Below are 13,167 nucleotides of genomic sequence, written 5' to 3'. Positions count from 1 at the left end.
CCGCCCGGAGGCTTACGTCCGGCAGCGGACGCACCCTGCTCAGCCCTCGAACCCACCGGCCGCCAACAGCTCGCCGATCCGCACCCGATGAGCCCTCACCCAGCCGTCCAAGGTCTCCTCGGCCTCCTTCGCGAGCTTCGCCCGAGCCCCCCGCAGGACTTCCTCCGCCCGTGCCGCCGGTACGACCACCACGCCCTCCTCGTCCGCCACGACCACGTCCCCCGAATCCAGCGGATCAGGCCGTCGGCGACGAACGCGGCGACGCCGTTGCGCTGCGCGACCGCGCACACGTTGCCGCCGGCCAGCGCGTGATCCAGGTCCCCGGACTCGACCACGATGACCGAGCCGGGCTCGGCGCGGTGGATGGCCGCGTGCAGCATGAGGGTGTCGCCGGGCGGGCAGCTGACGGTGAGCATGACCTTCGCCGTCAGAACGGCAGCGGACGGGAGTGGATCACATCCAGCCGGGACACCGCGCGGGTCAGGACGACGTACAGCCGGTGCGCGCCCCGCTCCTCCGCCTCCGTCACCGCGGCCGGTTCCACGGCCACGACGTGGTCGTACTCCAGGCCCTTGACCATGCTCGCGGGGACGACGGTCACCCGGGCGCCCAGCGCGTCCGGGCCGGACGTGGCGATGCCGGCCGCCGTCAGGGCCTCCGCCACGCCCGCCACCTCCGCGTCCGCCGCCACCACGCCCACCGAGCCCTCCCGGGCCAGCGCCTCGCGGACCGCCGTCACGGTCGTGCCCGGCACGTCCCTCGTCGGCCGCAGCCTCAACTCCCCGTCGGTGCGCAGGGACCGGGCCTCCGGTACGGACACGTCCAGGCGGGCCAGCAGCCGGTTGGCCAGTGCGACGACGGCCGCCGGTACCCGGAAGCCGGTCGTCAGCGGCACCACCGTCGCGTCCGGTCTGCCGAGGTGGCGCAGCTGGACCGACCAGTCGCGGGCGGCCCACGGGGTGGTGCCCTGGGCGAGGTCGCCGAGGACGGTCAGCGAGCCGAAGGCGGCCCGGCGGGCGATCGCCCGGCACTCCATGGGCGACAGGTCCTGCGCCTCGTCGACCACGATGTGCCCGTACCCCTCGGGGTGTTCGATCAGCCCGGACAGCTCGTCCAGCAGGACCAGGTCGGCGGCCGACCAGCGGGCCGACCTGTACGAGCGCGGCGGGCGGGGCCACACCACCAGCGCCTGCTCGTCCTCGTCCAGCAGCCCCTGCGCCGCCTGCGCCAACGTCCCCGCATCCGTGAGGAGTTCGGCGAGGATCTCCTCCGGCCGGACCTTCGGCCACACCGCGTCCAGGCAGGCGGTCAGCGGCCGGGCCCGTTCGATCCGGCGTACCCAGGCGGCGGGCAGGACCCCGGAGCGCCGTTCGGCGTGCTCGCGCAGGCGCCGTACCACCCGGGTGCGCACCCGCTCGCGCCCGATGGCGTACGGCGGCTCCTCGGCGCGCACCTCCTCGACGATCGCGGTCAGTTCGGCGGCGGACACCCGCCAGCGGTAGGAGCCGTCGGGTACGGCGAGGTCGGCGATCCCCTCGACGTTCACGCGCGCGTACAGCGCCCGGCGCAGCACCTCGGCCATGCGGGCGTCGTGCTTGATCACGGCGGCCGCCACGGAATCGCCGCCGGTGACGGGCCGGCGGGCGATCTCCTCCGGCAGGGTCGTCTGCCGGACCCCCGACTCCCCCAGGGAGGGCAGTACCTCGGCGATGTACGACAGGAACGTGCGGTTGGGGCCGAGGATCAGCAGGCCGGCGCGTTGGAGGCGCTGGGGGTGGGTGTAGAGGAGGTAGGCGGCGCGGTGCAGGCCCACGGCGGTCTTGCCGGTGCCGGGGGCGCCCTGGACGCACACCGAGTCGGTGAGGGCGGCGCGGACCAGGTCGTCCTGTTCGGGCTGGATGGTGGCGGCGATGTCCCGCATGGGGCCGACCCGGGGCCGTTCGATCTCGCGGGCGACGATGTCACTGGCCCTGGACTCGCCCCGGCCCAGGTACTCGTCCTCCAGCCCGGTCAGGTGGGCGGAGTCGCCGTCGCTGCCGGGCGCCCAGCCGAACCGGCGCCGTGTCTCCACACCCTGGGGATCGCGGGCGCTCGCCTGGTAGAAGGCGCGGGAGACGGGGGCCCGCCAGTCGATCACGAGGGGTGGGGCGGCCGGGTCCTCGGTGATGCGCAGGCGGCCGACGTGGTAGGCCGCGCCGCTGTGCCCGGGATCGTCGGCCCCGAAGTCGAGGCGGCCGAAGAAGAGCGGGCCGGGCGGGAGTTCGCGCATGGCCTTGGCCCGGCTGCGCAGCCGGTGGCCGAGCACCTCGGCGTCGGCTCCGGAGGCGGAGACGTCCTCGCCGATGACGACCTGCTCGGCGGCGCCCTCGACCATCGCGGTGAGGGCGGCACGACAGCGGTCGTGGTGGGCGCGCTCGGTGTGGAGGGTGTCGGTGAGGGCGGGGTCGAGTGGCGTCATGGCGCCAGCGTACCGCCATAACGTTACCGAGTTACATTTTTAACCCAGTCTCACTCAGTGCTCTTCAGGTCCGGCAGGCCCTCCGCCAGCCGCGCGAAGGCCCGCTCGGCGGCCCGTACGGCGTCCGGTGCCACCTCCTCGACCCGCTCCCCCGCCGCGATCCGCCGGAAGTTCTCCAGCGCGAGGATCCGCTGGACGGCGGTGATCTGCCCGGCGGCGAGCCGCGCGTCCAGGTCCCCGCCGAGCGCCTCCGCGAGGGCCGCCTCGGACCGCTCCTGATGGCGGTACGCCCGCGCGACCAGGGACGGGGTGCCGTAGAGCAGGGCGTGGAAGGCGAGGACGCCGGGGTGATCGTTCAGGCCGGTGACCGGGTCGTGGCGTTCCAGTCCGGCGAGGAAGTGCCGGCGCAGCGCGTCCACCGGGTCGGCCGCGTCGGCGACGACCCGCGCGGCCTCCGTCTCGTGGTCGGCGATCCGGTGCAGGACCAGGTCCTCCTTGGCCGGGAAGTACCGGAAGAGAGTCGGCTTGGAGATCCCGGCCGCGGCGGCGACCTCCGCCACGGACACCGCGTCGAAGCCCCGCTCCAGGAACAGCCGTACGGCGATGTCCGACACGTCCTGGTACATCCGCTGCTTCTTGCGCTCACGCAGGCCCATCTCACCCATGGGCCGAGCCTATGCCGGGAGGAGGAGGCCGGGTCCGGGTCAGTCGCCGGTCTGGGGTGCGGGGACCGGGGTGGCCGGGGCGGGTGCGGTCAGGGAGCGGGCCTGGTCCCAGAGGGTGTCGAAGTACTCCCGTTTGCGGCTGATGGTGTCCCGCGCCCGCTGCCCGTCGTCCCAGCGCCAGCCGGTCAGCATCACCTCGTTCCCGATGAGGTCGAGCACTTTCCGTCCGTTCTCCTCGGGCCACAGCACGGCCTTGTCGTACGCGCCCTCGGCCATGAAGCTGTCGTCGATCAGGTACAGCTTCTCCCCCGGCGTGAAGTGCAGCACCTGGAACCCGACATGCAGGTTCCCCTGTCCGCGGTCGCGCATCCGGACCTTCGTCTGCTTCAGGTCCCGCTCGTAACGGCGGACCTGGTCGTCCAGAAAGGCACGGAATTCGGGCGAGTCGCACGCCCGGCCGTCGACCACCTGCCCCGGCACGTCCATCTCCTGGAGAAAGTCGGGGACGAGGAACCGCACGGTCACCTCGCGCCGCTCATTGGCGGGCAGGGCCTGGAGGAACTCCTTGAGACTGGTGACGAGGGTCTCCCCGGTGAAGCACATGACGCGGAACTCGACCCGCTCCCTGTCCCGCAGCGCGCTGTGGAACTCCGCCAGCACCTGGTTCTGGCTGATCGGCGCCCCGGCCGCCGAACGCTGGGCCTCGCCGAGCCGGGACACCTGCCCACTCAGCGCCCGGACGGTCTCCCGCAGCTCCGCCGTGACCTCACGCTGGGTCTCGTGGGCCGAGTTCAGCCGCTGCACCTCGCTGTAGAGCAGGAAACCCACCAGGCTCAGCAGCGCCCCGCCGATGTAGACGTTGCCCTGCAGTGCGTCGCCCAGGGGCTTCACGAACTGGGCGACCAGGTTCAGGCCGAACACGGCCAGCAGCACGATCTTCGACACCGTGCCCTCGGCCCGCGCCCAGCCGGCCGCCACCCTGCTTCTCAACGTTCTGTCCGCCACCAAATCCCCCTATTGGCAGGCGCGTTGAAACCGTGCATTCATGGTGCCCGGTAACGGCTCCGCTCAGGAAGAGGGGCGCACCGGCCCGGCTCACCGCGCGATCCGGTCCAGCAGGGGCTCGTACGACGCCAGCACGGTCTTGGCTCCGGCATCGCGCATCCGCTGCCGCTTCCCGGAGTTGCGTCCGATACCGACGAACCGGACGTCCGCCTGCTCCGCCGCCATGAACTCCGTCGGGGTGTCGCCGATCATCACCGCCTCGTCCGGCGGCAGGCCCACGCTCCGCAGGGCGCGGTGGAGCACGTCGGGGTGCGGCTTCATCAGGTCGGGATCGGCGGCGCGGCCGTGGACGGCCGCGAAACACTCCCGCAGCCCGATCCCGCGCAGGTAGTCGTCCGCCGCGGCCGCCGCGTTGTTCGTGACGACGGCCAGCCGTGTGCCACGCCCGGCCAGCCACCTGACGAACTCGGCCGCGCCGGGTGTGGGCAGCGCGGACCGGGCGGCGTTCCGCTCGCCCTCGGTGACCTGCTCGTCCAGTCGCGCCACCAGATCGCCCACGTCCCGTTTCCCCCGGGCACGGTGGACGGCACGCAGCACCATGTACGGATCCTTGTCGCCGCGTTCGTCCTCGGAGAGCACGTCCAGCAGGCCCTCGGCGGCCACGGTCTCCCGCAGGGCGTCCGCGAGCGGCAGCGAGCTGTCGTACGGGAACAACCGGCACAGCGGCCCGTCGAAGTCGAACAGCACACAGGCCGGGCCGGTCCCGTCACCCAGGAGCTCCCACGCCTCCTCGGCGTCGTCGTACGTACCAGCCATGCCGTTCCATCCGCTCCTCGAACCAGTCACCCGTCTCCTGCAAGCCTGCCCCGGAACCGCCCGCGAATATCCGGTTACGGCAAGCGCTCCGGGCTCCTGAGGAGCATCAGGAGTGGCTCCAGCGACGATACGACCAGCTCGGCGCCGGCCGCCCGCAGCGACCGCTCCCTGCCCTCGTGGCGCGCACAGCCGAGGAACGGCACGCCCGCCTCCCGGGCCGCTTCCAGGTCCGAGACGGTGTCGCCGATCATCAGCGTGCGGGACGGGGGTGCCGTCATCCCGGTCAGGGCGCGGTCGAGGCGGTGCGTGCGGCCGTAGATGTGCGGGGAGAAACAGTCGACGAGCCCACGGCTCTCGAGGTAGGCGCGAACCGTGTGCGGGGAGTTGCCGGTCGTGACGGCCATGCGTACGCCCACGGCCGTCCAGGTGCGGATCAGCGGGTCGGCATAGGACGTGGGCAGGGCGAAGGCGACGGCCCGCAACTCCTCCTGGGTGAGCCGCTCCTCCAGCTCGGCGACGAGGTCGCTGCCCGGTTGCCGGCGGCCGACCGCGCGCAGGACCGCCTCCGGGTCCGGGGCCTCCCGTTCGGAGTCGGTGAGCAGCCCGTGCAGGCCCCGCCGCTCCAGCCACTCCACGAGGCCGGCGACGACCTGCTCCGCCCTGAGCCCGGCGAACAGCCGGCACAGGGGCCCGTCGAAGTCCCACAGCACGAAGCGGGCCGGTGTGATCAGTTCCCGAAGCTTCTCGATCTCATTCGCATCAAAAGCCGTGTCAGACGTCACTAGGAGAGTGTCAGGTCCGTAGTGATGGTTTCCCAGAGGGCGTCGAACCACTTCTGCGACTGCTCCACGAACGCCGCGTCCCGCTGCCCGGAGTGCCGCTCGAAGGAGAAAAGGAGGGACTCGGTGCCCACGGTGTCCCACATCTCCAGCGTCCCGCTGTCGGTGGGCTCCTCGCGGCGCGTGATCATGTAGTGCGCGAACAGCGCCTCCTCCCCGTTGAGCAGGTACAGCTTCACCGGAGGAGTGAACGGCAGCGCCCGGAAGGTGACCTGGACGTCGATGCCGTGGGTGCCGCGCAGCGCCTGAAGGTTGAGCTGGAGCACCTGACCCTGGGCGTTGCGCATGGCCAGCCACCGCTGGTGCACGGCGTCGTCCTCCGCGCTCCCGGCGTCGACCGAGACCGGAAAAGCGAGGTTGATGTCGCGGGACGGCAGCAGGATGCGGGCGTCGATCCGCTCGGGGCGCAGCCGCCCCTCGTGGATCAGCCGCAGCGGCTCGCCGAGCGCCGGGATCAGGCTCTGCGCGGTCAGACAGACGGCGTCGATCCGCACGTGCCGCGCCGAGAACGCCTCGGTCAGCCGGGGCCCGAGGGCCACCATGGTCGGCTGGGGCACCTCGGGGACGCACCGCCACGCGGCGACCCGGGCCGGGCTGCCCCGGCCGGCATCCCTGAGCAGCCCGTCCTCCAGGAGCACCCGCAGCGCCTGGCGCACGGCAGCGCGCTCGACCCCGAACTCCTCGGCCAGCCGGGCCTGGGTCGGCAATCGCTCGCCCACCCTGAGGGCACCCGTACGGATGCGTTCGCGCAGAGTGTCGGCGATCTCCTGGGACGTGGACGTCACACTCGAACGGTACAACTTCGCGTCGAATTCGGGCAGTTGGTCGGCAGATGGTTACAAGTCACCGCCGGCGTGGCAGAACCATGGAACCGGGGGCCTCACACCAGCACAGCCACAACCGCATACGGACCGTGCACAGCCACAACTGAACAGGCGGTACCAGAAGAGGTCCGGGCACCACGGGAGCCCGGGTGAGCGGAACAGGGCGTCGGCCTTCCGGGCGGCGCCCCGTTCTCAGCTCAGCAGGTCGTCCACCTGGGCCTCGCCCTCCCGGTACCGGCGGGCGATCTCCGAGCTGCACTCGTCGGTGGTCTGCTGCAGCCGCTGCCGACGCCGGGAGACCTCCTGCTCGTACCGCACCAACCGCCCCATCGCGCTGGCCAGTTCGAGGTCGGTGCGGGCCTCGAGATCGCTCAGCTCGACCTCGCCGAGCATCTCGGCGGCCAGCTGCCGGTACTCCTCGTTGTGCGGGGTGCCGAGCGTGACATGGCGGGCCGAGGAGCGGTGCCGGGCCGGGGCGTCCTGGAGGATCTCCGGGAGCCGGTCCACCACGGAGCCGTCCGCCGGCGCCGGCACGGTGGCCCGGCCGCGCCGGCCCAGCTCCGCGCGCAGGATGTCGATCCGGCCCTGGAGCAGCCGCCGTACATAACTCAGATCCGCCTCGTCGCGCTGGGCGTCCCGGCGCAGGGTGCGCAGCTCGGGCAGGCTCAGCCGGGCCGGCTCGGGCTCGCGGGGCTCCCCGGGCAGCGTGGCGCCCGGAATGCCGTCGGCACGCTGGGCAGGCGGCCGGTACGCCGTCTCCGGCATTCCCTGGACCCCCTGGACCCCCAGCCGACCGCTGGTACTCGGTGTGCTCATGTGCTCCTGACCGTCCCCTCGACCGGCGTCTGCAAGCATCGTGCCACCCCAACCGACCGCAATGTGACCGAGTGCCCCCGAACGGCCCCAGATGGGCGGTAAGGGATTGATAATGGACCCGCTGTATGCACGGGCGGCGCACCCGGCATGATGGTCCGCATGCGAGCGGTGGTACAGCGGGTGGACGGCGCGAGCGTCGTCGTGGACGGCGAGACGGTGGGCGCGATCGAGGGCGAGGGGCTGTGCGTCCTCGTCGGGGTGACCCATGAGGACACCAAGGAGAAGGCGGCCCAGCTCGCGCGCAAGCTGTGGTCCATCCGGATGCTCCAGGACGAGAGGTCCTGCAGCGACATCGACGCCCCGCTGCTGGTCATCAGCCAGTTCACGCTCTACGGCGACGCACGCAAGGGCCGCCGCCCCACCTGGAACGCGGCGGCCCCGGGTGACATCGCCGAGCCCCTGGTCGACGAGGTGGTGTCCCAGTTGCGGGCCCTGGGCGCGACGGTGGCGACGGGCCGCTTCGGCGCCCAGATGAGGGTGTCACTGACGAACGACGGCCCGTTCACGGTGCTGCTGGAGATCTAGCGACGCCTCAGGGCTCGACGACGACTTCCTGCGCGGCGGCGGTGTTCCCGGCGACCAGCCGGGCATCGAGGGGCACGTTCCGCTTGACCAGCGCCAGAGCGACGGGCCCCAGCTCGTGGTGCCGTACGGACGTGGTCACGAACCCGATCTTGCGTCCGTCGGGCCCCTCGTCCGCGAGCCGGATCTCGGTCCCCGGCACCGGCAGGTGCACCTCACTTCCGTCGAGGTGGAGGAAGACCAGCCGGCGCGGCGGCTTGCCGAGGTTCTGGACGCGGGCGACGGTCTCCTGCCCCCGGTAGCAGCCCTTCTGCAGATGCACCGCCGTGCCGATCCAGCCCAGCTCGTGCGGAATGGTCCGGTGGTCGGTCTCGAAGCCGAGCCGGGGCCGGTGGTGCTCGACGCGCAGCGCCTCGTGGGCGAGGATCCCGGCGGCGGGCCCGTGCGACTCGGCGAAGGACTCCAGGTCGGCGCGCGGCAGGAACAGATCACGCCCGTACGCGGTCTCCCGTACGACGACCCCGTCCGGCACCTCGCCGATGGACCCGGCGGGAAGGTGGACGACGGCGAAGTCGGCCGTCCGGTCGGCGACCTCGACCCGGTAGAAGAACTTCATCGACTCCAGGTAGGCGACGAGCGCCTCCCGGGTCCCGGGCTCCACGTGCGCCCACACGGTCGTACCGTCATCGACCAGGTACAACGCGTGCTCGATGTGCCCGTGCGCGGAGAGGATCAGCGCCTCGGTGGCCTCGCCGACCGGCAGCTCGCTGACGTGCTGGGTGAGGAGCAGATGCAGCCAGCTCAGCCGGTCGTCGCCGGTGACGGTGATGACCCCGCGATGGGACAGGTCGACGAACCCGTTGCCGTCGGCGAGGGCGCGCTGCTCGCGGAACAGGTCGCCGTAGTGGGCGGCGACACCTTCGTCCACACCCTCGGCGGGGACGGCGCCGGGCAGGGACAGCAGAGGGCTCTTCATACGGCCACCCTACGACGCGGTGGTCGAACTCTTCGTCGAGCCTTTCAGCGCACAGTCCTTGCACCGGCCGAAGAGCGCGAAGTGCTTCATGTCGGTGTCGAACCCGAACTGCGCCCGCAGCTTGGCGGTGAACTCGGCGGCCACGTCCACATCGGCCTCGATCACGTTCTCGCAGTCCCGGCACACCAGGTGCAGATGATGATGCCGGTCGGCGAGGTGATAGGTGGGCGCACCGTGCCCCAGATGGGCATGGCTGACCAGACCCAGCTCCTCCAGCAGCTCCAGCGTCCGGTAGACCGTGGAAATGTTGACCCCCGACGCCGTCTTCTTCACTTCCGTGAGGATGGCGTCGGGGGTCGCGTGCTCAAGGGTGTCCACGGCTTCGAGCACAAGCTGCCGCTGCGGCGTCAGCCGGTAGCCGCGCTGCCTGAGGTCACTCTTCCAGTCGGTGCTCACCACACTGGAAAGTCTAGGGCTACCGGCCGTCAGGGCTCACTTGAAGAACGCGATGCCGTCGTCCGGCATGTCCTTCGGGAGGGCCTTGGCCCAGCGCTCGACGTCCTCCGGGGTGACGACCTTCTTCAGGTGGGCCGACATGTAGGGGCGCAGCTCGACCTCCGGGGTCTGCTTCTCGCCGACCCACATGAGGTCGCTCTTGACGTAGCCGTAGAGCCGCTTGCCACCGCTGTACGGCTGGGCGCCGGCCGTGCGGGCGACGGTGTCCGTGACGAGGTCGATCTGCGGCTTCTTGGCGGCCATCTCGCCGTACCAGATCTCGATGACACCGTCGTCGCGGGTCATCGTCACCTCGACCTTGCGGTCGGCGTCGATGCGCCAGTAGCCGGACTCGTTCTCCAGCGGGCGGACCTTGTTGCCGTCGTTGTCCAGCACCCAGGTGCGGGACTGGTACTCCAGGAAGTCCCGGCCGTCGTGGCTGAAGGTGACCTCCTGCCCGAAGTTGCACTTCTCCGAGCCGGGGAAGTCGTGCACGCCCGCGCCGGCCCAGTTGCCGAGCAGGAAGGCGAGCGGGACGAGGTCCTTGTGCAGGTCGGACGGGATCTCGATCATGGTCGGAAAGCTTTCCTAGATGTGGTTCAGCGCTGACCCTGGTACAGCTTCTTCACTGCCAGGGCAGCGAAGGCGAGCACGCCGACGCAGACCAGGACCAGCAGGGTTTCGAAGAAGATCTCCACGGGTGCTCCTTGAGCGAGGGTGGGCATACGACAGAGCCGGGCCCCAGCTTACGCGGCCGGGGGCCGGCTCTCTTGATGAGGTGCGCCCGGACAACGCCTTGAACGGGGCCCGCACCCCGACTGTGGAATTTTTGACAGCCTCGACGGAGCCCTCGTCAGCGGCGTGCCCACCCTCCTCCGCGTGGCCACGCTGATCGTCACCGTCGTCGTCGCGGCTACCCTTCCGGTATGACCAAGAAGCTCGTGATCAAGGTGACGGCCGGGGCCGACGCGCCCGAGCGCTGTTCGCAGGCGTTCACGGTGGCGGCGGTGGCCGTGGCCAGCGGCGTCGAGGTCTCGCTGTGGCTGACCGGGGAGTCGTCCTGGTTCGCGCTGCCGGGACGGGCGGCGGAGTTCGAACTGCCGCACGCCGCTCCGCTGCCGGATCTGATCGACTCCGTCCTCGCGGCGGGGCGCATCACGCTGTGCACGCAGTGTGCCGCCCGCCGGGAGATCACCGAGAAGGACGTCATCGAGGGCGTACGGATCGCCGGCGCGCAGGTCTTCGTACAGGAAGCCCTCGCCGAGGACACCCAGGCGCTCGTCTACTGACCGCTCACCGCCTGGGGGGCTTCTTGCCGTCCAGCTCGTCCCACCACTCGTCGGACTGCGGATCCCCGGACGGATCGTCCCACCAGCGGTCCTCCGGGCCCCGCCGGTTCGCGATCATCGCGGCCACCGGCGGGATCAGCATGGCCACGACGCACAGCCCGACGGCCGCCGGGATCGACCAGATGCGTACGACCGCCCAGGCGAGGACGAAGAGCCCGATGCACGTCCCCATCATGGCGAAGTAGATGTGGCGCCGCCGCGCGTACATACGTACAGGGTAGGCCGGGAGGGGCCTGTCACAACTGATCCACAATCCCCCGCCGACCCCGCCCCGCAGGGTTACCGTGACGTAGCCGTACACCGCCGACCCGGGGGAACCACCACATGCGCGCCCTGCGAATAATCCTGATCCTCGTCGTGATCCTGGGCGGGCTGTTCGTGATCGCGGACCGGATCGCCGTGCACTTCGCCGAGGGGCAGGCCGCCGACAAGCTGAAGTCGAGGGAGAACCTGGCCTCGACGCCGGACGTCAGCATCAAGGGGTTCCCGTTCCTCACGCAGGTCGCGGGCGGGTCGCTGGACGATGTCGAGGTGGGGATCAAGGACTACCAGGCCGAGACCGGGACCGCCGGCAAGACGATCCGGATCGACAACCTGAAGGCCGACATGAAGGGCGTCTCCTTCTCCGGCGACTACAGCTCCGCCACCGCGGACAGTGCCACCGGCACCGCGACCGTCTCCTACGCCGAGCTGCTGAAGACCGCCAAGTCCGAGCCGACCGAGGTCGCGCCCGGTATCACCGCCCGGGTCGTGGGCCTCTCCGACGGCGGCAACGGCAAGATCAAGGTCAAGGTCGAGGGGACCGTCGCCTCCCTCGGCATCACCCAGACCGTGAACGTGCTCAGCACGGTGACCGTCGAGAACGACAAGGTCCAGGTCCACGCCGACTCGCTGCCCAGGCTGGGCGCCGGCTCGATCGCCGACAGCCGCATCCGTGAGATCACCGACTTCCAGCAGGCCATCGACCGGCTGCCCGGCGGCATCAAGCTGGACAAGGTGGAGGCCGCGCCGGACGGTGTGGAGATCCATGTGAAGGGTTCGGACGTCAGGCTGGCGGGGTAGGGACACCGGCGAAACAGCCGCCGTGGACGCACCGCGTCCGACAGGCGAGACGGTCACGTCCGTACCGTAGATGCCGTCACCCGCACGAGCACCCGGAGGCCGTACCAGCCTGCCCCGGGCACTCTTCTCGTCCCACTATCCGGACGATCGCATCTCGTCATATGACACACCGGTGACACGCCCCCCGGACGTCCCTACGATCGGGGCCATGAGGCGACAGGCGGATCTCACCAAGCGGCGGGCAGTGGACCTGTGCCGCGTTGCCGCCATGCTCTGTCGCCCCTTCTGAGTGGAAGCCGGCCGCTTCCGCATCCCTCAGCCGCCCTGCTGGTAAGGGCACCCGTGCGCCGCCCGCACGTCGAGCGCGCGCCTCTCTACTTCTGCACGCCCCGCCGCGACTGCCCCGGAGGAGAAAGAGCATGAGCCGCAGCGACGTCCTCGTAGACGCCGACTGGGTCCAGGACAACCTGGACAACCCGAACATCGCCCTCGTGGAGGTGGACGAGGACACGTCCGCCTACGAGAAGAACCACATCAAGAACGCGATCCGCATCGACTGGACCAAGGACCTGCAGGACCCCGTCCGCCGCGACTTCGTCGACCAGGCCGGCTTCGAGAAGCTGCTGTCGGAGAAGGGCATCGCCAACGACACGCTGGTGATCCTCTACGGCGGCAACAACAACTGGTTCGCGTCGTACGCCTACTGGTACTTCAAGCTCTACGGCCACGAGAACGTCAAGCTCCTCGACGGCGGCCGCAAGAAGTGGGAGCTGGACGCCCGCGAGCTGGTCGCCGGCGACGAGGTCCCCGAGCGCGCCAAGACCGAGTACAAGGCCAAGGCCCAGGACACCTCGATCCGCGCCTTCCGTGACGACGTCGTCGCCGCGATCGGCTCCCAGAACCTGGTCGACGTCCGCTCGCCCGACGAGTTCAGCGGCAAGCTGCTCGCCCCGGCCCACCTGCCGCAGGAGCAGTCGCAGCGCCCGGGCCACGTGCCGAGCGCGCGCAACATCCCGTGGTCGAAGAACGCCAACGACGACGGCACCTTCAAGTCGGACGAGGAGCTCAAGGAGCTCTACGCCGAGGAGAGCGTCGACCTCGCCAAGGACACGATCGCCTACTGCCGCATCGGTGAGCGCTCGGCCCTGACCTGGTTCGTGCTGCACGAGCTGCTCGGCGTCCAGAACGTCAAGAACTACGACGGCTCCTGGACCGAGTACGGCTCCCTCGTCGGCGTGCCGATCGAGCTCGGCTCCGGCAAGTAAGACATCCCACCCCTC

At 70.7% G+C, this 13,167-nt stretch carries 15 protein-coding genes and 1 pseudogene; 4 read left to right on the top strand and 12 right to left on the bottom strand.

What is annotated here, in order from left to right; all coding sequences use genetic code 11:
• Positions 1-39: 39 nt before the first annotated feature.
• The 8 genes and pseudogenes from ACH47Z_RS23280 to ACH47Z_RS23245 form a co-directional block, all read right to left on the bottom strand.
• Positions 40-461 (bottom strand): annotated as a pseudogene (locus ACH47Z_RS23280) (RraA family protein); the annotation flags it as partial.
• Complete coding sequence (locus ACH47Z_RS23275) at positions 428-2,458, bottom strand: HelD family protein (RefSeq protein WP_399076596.1); 2,031 nt, start codon at positions 2,456-2,458, stop codon at positions 428-430. The pseudogene ACH47Z_RS23280 and the gene ACH47Z_RS23275, both read right to left, overlap by 34 nt.
• Before the next feature lie 50 nt (positions 2,459-2,508).
• Positions 2,509-3,123, bottom strand: a complete 615-nt coding sequence (locus ACH47Z_RS23270) for a TetR/AcrR family transcriptional regulator (RefSeq protein WP_399076594.1) — start codon at positions 3,121-3,123, stop codon at positions 2,509-2,511.
• 39 nt (positions 3,124-3,162) lie between these two features.
• The gene (locus ACH47Z_RS23265; protein WP_399076592.1) at positions 3,163-4,113 is read right to left on the bottom strand and encodes an ATP/GTP-binding protein; all 951 of its coding nucleotides are present in this window, start codon (positions 4,111-4,113) and stop codon (positions 3,163-3,165) included.
• Positions 4,114-4,218: 105 nt separating this feature from the next.
• A complete protein-coding gene (locus ACH47Z_RS23260; RefSeq protein WP_399076590.1) occupies positions 4,219-4,944 on the bottom strand; it encodes an HAD family hydrolase in 726 nt (241 codons plus the stop codon).
• A 74-nt stretch (positions 4,945-5,018) separates the two neighbouring features.
• Positions 5,019-5,726, bottom strand: coding sequence for an HAD family hydrolase (locus ACH47Z_RS23255; protein WP_399076587.1), 708 nt, complete (start codon positions 5,724-5,726; stop codon positions 5,019-5,021).
• Positions 5,726-6,568 carry a winged helix-turn-helix domain-containing protein gene (locus tag ACH47Z_RS23250; protein ID WP_399076585.1) on the bottom strand — a complete coding sequence of 281 codons (843 nt, stop codon included), beginning with the start codon at positions 6,566-6,568 and terminating at the stop codon, positions 5,726-5,728. The genes ACH47Z_RS23255 and ACH47Z_RS23250 overlap by 1 nt, the downstream gene beginning before the upstream one ends.
• 231 nt (positions 6,569-6,799) lie before the next feature.
• Positions 6,800-7,423, bottom strand: a complete 624-nt coding sequence (locus tag ACH47Z_RS23245; protein ID WP_399076583.1) for an aerial mycelium formation protein — start codon at positions 7,421-7,423, stop codon at positions 6,800-6,802.
• Positions 7,424-7,582: 159 nt separating this feature from the next.
• On the opposite strand from ACH47Z_RS23245, the gene dtd reads away from it, so the two are divergent.
• Positions 7,583-8,008, top strand: a complete 426-nt coding sequence (gene dtd / locus ACH47Z_RS23240) for a D-aminoacyl-tRNA deacylase (RefSeq protein ID WP_399076581.1) — start codon at positions 7,583-7,585, stop codon at positions 8,006-8,008.
• A gap of 7 nt (positions 8,009-8,015) precedes the next feature.
• Here the strand turns inward: dtd and ACH47Z_RS23235 are convergent, their stop codons facing one another.
• From ACH47Z_RS23235 to ACH47Z_RS23225, 3 genes are read right to left on the bottom strand one after another with little or no spacing between them, the layout of a single operon-like run.
• Positions 8,016-8,981 carry a YgfZ/GcvT domain-containing protein gene (locus ACH47Z_RS23235; protein ID WP_399076579.1) on the bottom strand — a complete coding sequence of 322 codons (966 nt, stop codon included), beginning with the start codon at positions 8,979-8,981 and terminating at the stop codon, positions 8,016-8,018.
• A 9-nt stretch (positions 8,982-8,990) separates the two neighbouring features.
• Positions 8,991-9,440, bottom strand: a complete 450-nt coding sequence (locus ACH47Z_RS23230) for a Fur family transcriptional regulator (RefSeq protein WP_399076577.1) — start codon at positions 9,438-9,440, stop codon at positions 8,991-8,993.
• A 33-nt stretch (positions 9,441-9,473) separates the two neighbouring features.
• Positions 9,474-10,049, bottom strand: coding sequence for an FABP family protein (locus ACH47Z_RS23225; RefSeq protein ID WP_399076575.1), 576 nt, complete (start codon positions 10,047-10,049; stop codon positions 9,474-9,476).
• 353 nt (positions 10,050-10,402) lie between these two features.
• Here ACH47Z_RS23225 and ACH47Z_RS23220 point away from each other — a divergent pair, with 353 nt between their 5' ends.
• A complete protein-coding gene (locus ACH47Z_RS23220) occupies positions 10,403-10,765 on the top strand; it encodes a DsrE family protein (RefSeq protein ID WP_399076573.1) in 363 nt (120 codons plus the stop codon).
• Positions 10,766-10,769: 4 nt separating this feature from the next.
• Here ACH47Z_RS23220 and ACH47Z_RS23215 read toward each other — a convergent pair whose 3' ends face one another.
• Positions 10,770-11,033 (bottom strand): DUF3099 domain-containing protein, encoded by a 264-nt coding sequence (locus tag ACH47Z_RS23215; RefSeq protein WP_399076571.1) that lies wholly within the window; start codon positions 11,031-11,033, stop codon positions 10,770-10,772.
• A 116-nt stretch (positions 11,034-11,149) separates the two neighbouring features.
• On the opposite strand from ACH47Z_RS23215, the gene ACH47Z_RS23210 reads away from it, so the two are divergent.
• Positions 11,150-11,887 carry a DUF2993 domain-containing protein gene (locus tag ACH47Z_RS23210; protein ID WP_399076569.1) on the top strand — a complete coding sequence of 246 codons (738 nt, stop codon included), beginning with the start codon at positions 11,150-11,152 and terminating at the stop codon, positions 11,885-11,887.
• Positions 11,888-12,306: 419 nt separating this feature from the next.
• On the top strand, positions 12,307-13,152 hold the full coding sequence (locus ACH47Z_RS23205; protein ID WP_399076567.1) for a sulfurtransferase: 846 nt from the start codon (positions 12,307-12,309) through the stop codon (positions 13,150-13,152).
• The last annotated feature ends 15 nt before the right edge of the window (positions 13,153-13,167 follow it).

The sequence above is a fragment of the Streptomyces sp. NPDC020192 genome (assembly GCF_044388685.1).
In the GTDB taxonomy this organism is placed as follows: domain Bacteria; phylum Actinomycetota; class Actinomycetes; order Streptomycetales; family Streptomycetaceae; genus Streptomyces.
Note: the sequence above shows the minus strand (reverse complement) of the source record. Positions and strands in the feature narration are given on the sequence as shown.

Excerpts from the sequence above, each read along its gene's own strand:
- ACH47Z_RS23275 (WP_399076596.1), bottom strand. The coding sequence starts at position 2,458 with ATGACGCCACTCGACCCCGCCCTCACCGACACCCTCCACACCGAGCGC.
- ACH47Z_RS23270 (WP_399076594.1), bottom strand. The coding sequence starts at position 3,123 with ATGGGTGAGATGGGCCTGCGTGAGCGCAAGAAGCAGCGGATGTACCAG.
- ACH47Z_RS23260 (WP_399076590.1), bottom strand. The coding sequence starts at position 4,944 with ATGGCTGGTACGTACGACGACGCCGAGGAGGCGTGGGAGCTCCTGGGT.
- ACH47Z_RS23245 (WP_399076583.1), bottom strand. The coding sequence starts at position 7,423 with ATGAGCACACCGAGTACCAGCGGTCGGCTGGGGGTCCAGGGGGTCCAG.
- dtd (WP_399076581.1), top strand. The coding sequence starts at position 7,583 with ATGCGAGCGGTGGTACAGCGGGTGGACGGCGCGAGCGTCGTCGTGGAC.
- ACH47Z_RS23235 (WP_399076579.1), bottom strand. The coding sequence starts at position 8,981 with ATGAAGAGCCCTCTGCTGTCCCTGCCCGGCGCCGTCCCCGCCGAGGGT.
- ACH47Z_RS23225 (WP_399076575.1), bottom strand. The coding sequence starts at position 10,049 with ATGATCGAGATCCCGTCCGACCTGCACAAGGACCTCGTCCCGCTCGCC.
- ACH47Z_RS23220 (WP_399076573.1), top strand. The coding sequence starts at position 10,403 with ATGACCAAGAAGCTCGTGATCAAGGTGACGGCCGGGGCCGACGCGCCC.
- ACH47Z_RS23215 (WP_399076571.1), bottom strand. The coding sequence starts at position 11,033 with ATGTACGCGCGGCGGCGCCACATCTACTTCGCCATGATGGGGACGTGC.
- ACH47Z_RS23210 (WP_399076569.1), top strand. The coding sequence starts at position 11,150 with ATGCGCGCCCTGCGAATAATCCTGATCCTCGTCGTGATCCTGGGCGGG.
- ACH47Z_RS23205 (WP_399076567.1), top strand. The coding sequence starts at position 12,307 with ATGAGCCGCAGCGACGTCCTCGTAGACGCCGACTGGGTCCAGGACAAC.